We start from the raw sequence: 2,856 nt of genomic DNA, 5'->3' as shown, positions 1-2,856 counted from the left end.
ACGATTATGTTGCGTAATTTTCTCGATTCCATGTGTCCAATCTATTGACAGAGGTCCACTTCCGTATTCCAAGTTTATGTCAACCTCCTTCATCCGTTTTTGCGTAGAACGGGCCCTAACTCGCGATATTTGCTGTCCGACTCGGCAAGAAGTATCGTAACAAACGAGTATCTCAAATGAAGTTGTATAAAGGTCACAAAACAATAAACAAATCATCACAAATTAGGTGGTTCTGTTTGTTGCATGGGGTTAAATGATAAACTAGTTTTCAAAGGTGGGATATCATGAGTGAAATCAGTACCATACTGGTTGTTGACGATGATCAAAGCATTGTCGAACTATTGAGCGACTTTTTAGAGTATGAAAATTTTCGCGTTATAACCGCTTGTGATTCTGTTCAAGCTTGGACTTTGTTTGAGCGGAATTCCATTCATTGTATTGTTCTTGACATCATGATGCCGGGGCAAAACGGGTTTGAGTTATGTCGCCGGATTCGTGAGAAGAGTAATGTTCCGATCCTTTTCTTGAGCGCACGCAGCGACGATGTAGACAAGATTCGTGGCTTGACGCTCGGCGGCGATGATTATATCGTAAAAACCGCTTCACCTGGCGAGATCGTAGCCAGGATAAAAGCTGTACTACGGCGTTCTGTTTCCCAACTGCAAATGAGTGAGAGAATCTTGGATTTTGGCCGCATCAAGCTAAATCTATCCACAAGAGAAGTATTCGTGGATGGGAAGAGTGTAGTGCTCACCCCGAGGGAATATGAATTATTGCGATTATTTGCCGAACACCCTAGGCATGTTTTTTCATATGAACAGATACTTTCGAAATTTTGGAATGGGGTAGGTGACAGGCATACGATTCGGGTGCACATCGGTCGACTTCGCGAAAAAATTGAATCCGATCCGAACCATCCTCAATACCTAGTCAACGTATGGGGAATAGGGTATCGCTTCGAGGGAGGTTAAGATGAGAACACTTCGTATTCGTTCGTTTACTATACTGCTTTTCTTTTTCTTAATGTTAGTGCCGTGGATCTTTTATGTGACAACACACTTCATAGAGACAAAAACGCTCAGCTTCGCAAAAAACGGAGCTCAAGCCGAGATTCTGCAAGGACAATGGATCGAGAAGATCGTACAGCTGATCGAAACCAATTCGGACAATTGGAGGGATCCGAATTGGCAAAACCAATTGCATCATGAGTTGCAACAAGCGAAAATGGAAGCGGCTATTCTATCTGCATCAGATCAAGAAATTTACCGTTCTAATCCGCAGAGCCATGGCATATTGCCTTCTACCGAACGGTTCTCCATTATAGAGGACGGTCATTTACTTGGAAAGGTCATTATTTATCTTCCGAAGTCAAATGCGGCTAAGTTCATTTCGATATTTACCGGGCTATTGTTAGCTTTTTTTATTGTCGGTGTTGAAATGCGAAGGTTTCTTCTTAAGCCTCTCGAAAAGATGAGCTTTGCAGCTAGAAAAATCGCTGCAGGAGATTGGGACGTAGAGTTGCCTAGATCCTATATCACCGAAATCTCTGAGGTACGCGATGCATTCGAAGTGATGGTGAATGGAATGCAAAAAGCTTTTCAAATACAAGCAGAATTGGAAGAAGAGCGCCGATTCGTCATTACAGCTGTCGCTCATGATTTGCGTACCCCGTTGTTCGCTTTACGAGGTTACTTGGATGGTCTGGAACAAGGCATTGCCCAATCCCCGGATAAAATAACCAAATATTTGGCCGTTTGTAAGGAAAAATCGGCGCAATTGGACCGGTTGGTAGAGGACCTTTTCACATTTACAAAGATGGAGCATGTGCAGATGGATCTTCATAATCAGAAGATTGATTTTAAACTCATCATCCTGAAATCGATTGACAGTTTAAGTCCGCTAGCTCGCCAAAAGAACATCTCGATTTCGACCCATATTGAAGACGACTGCTTCATTAACGGTGATGTGCATTTATTGGAACGAGCGATGAACAATTTGTTGGATAATGCCGTCAGACACACACCCTCGTATGGTGAAATTGTTGTTCAATGTTATAAAGAAGGTAACAAAATAAAGTTTATGATCCGTGATACAGGCCCGGGCTTCTCCTCGGAAGAACTACATCGAGTTTTTGAACCTCTATATCGTGGTGAAGCATCTAGAAATCGTTCAACTGGAGGTAGCGGATTAGGCTTGACCATTTCACAAAGAATTGTAAGGCTACACGGAGGTGAACTTTCCGCAGGTAACCATTCGGAAGGTGGAGCGCTGCTAACAGGTTGGATATCCGTAGCTGCGCCATAGGTACGACTTGCATCGAAGAGATCATATTCGTAGCCAGTTTGGTTACAAGAGCCTTTATTAGTAGACGAAGTAATTGAATTTATTCCCGTAAACACCTGTCTACCGCCAGCCAGTGAAGTCTCAAAAGAACCAATAATTGTTTAAGTTACACTTGCACCGTTTGAATTCAATGTAGCTGTCTTTGAAGCAGAAGCGGTGGACATCAATGAAAACCCTTTTTTTATCAGTGACAACTAATAAGCGGAAGCTCATTCTTATGCAATTTTCTTGAAAATCGCAGGATCAACTCAATCTTCAAGTGAAACACCAGGATGTTCTGAAACAACTTTTTTAACAGTTTCAACATACTGCTTGTAGTAAGCGTCCTTTTGATCCTGTGACAATTCAGTTGCGGGTGCTGCCCCTGCGTACCTGATGACCAGAAATGCAGTACACAGTACAACAGTAGATTTTGCAAATTTTACTAAACTTCTTCATATTCTCGCATCCTCTCTATGTCAATCGTCTGTGAAAATGTCACCTTAACTCGTCTGTGAAAATGTCACTTTTTGA

The 2,856-nt window shown here is 42.2% G+C and carries 2 protein-coding genes; both read left to right on the top strand.

Features of this window, described 5'->3' with window-relative positions; translation table 11 throughout:
* Window positions 1–284: 284 nt before the first annotated feature.
* Window positions 285–971, top strand: coding sequence for a response regulator transcription factor (locus tag KJQ12_RS07695; protein ID WP_068779963.1), 687 nt, complete (start codon window positions 285–287; stop codon window positions 969–971).
* Between the two features lies 1 nt (window position 972).
* Window positions 973–2,304, top strand: coding sequence for a sensor histidine kinase (locus KJQ12_RS07690; RefSeq protein ID WP_068779962.1), 1,332 nt, complete (start codon window positions 973–975; stop codon window positions 2,302–2,304).
* The last annotated feature ends 552 nt before the right edge of the window (window positions 2,305–2,856 follow it).

The organism is Thermobacillus xylanilyticus, from assembly GCF_907165215.1.
In the GTDB taxonomy this organism is placed as follows: Bacteria; Bacillota; Bacilli; order Paenibacillales; family Paenibacillaceae; genus Thermobacillus; species Thermobacillus xylanilyticus.
Note: the sequence above shows the minus strand (reverse complement) of the source record. Positions and strands in the feature narration are given on the sequence as shown.

Bases quoted from the DNA above. Each gene is read 5' to 3' on its own strand.
- KJQ12_RS07695 (WP_068779963.1), top strand. From the start codon at position 285: ATGAGTGAAATCAGTACCATACTGGTTGTTGACGATGATCAAAGCATT.
- KJQ12_RS07690 (WP_068779962.1), top strand. From the start codon at position 973: ATGAGAACACTTCGTATTCGTTCGTTTACTATACTGCTTTTCTTTTTC.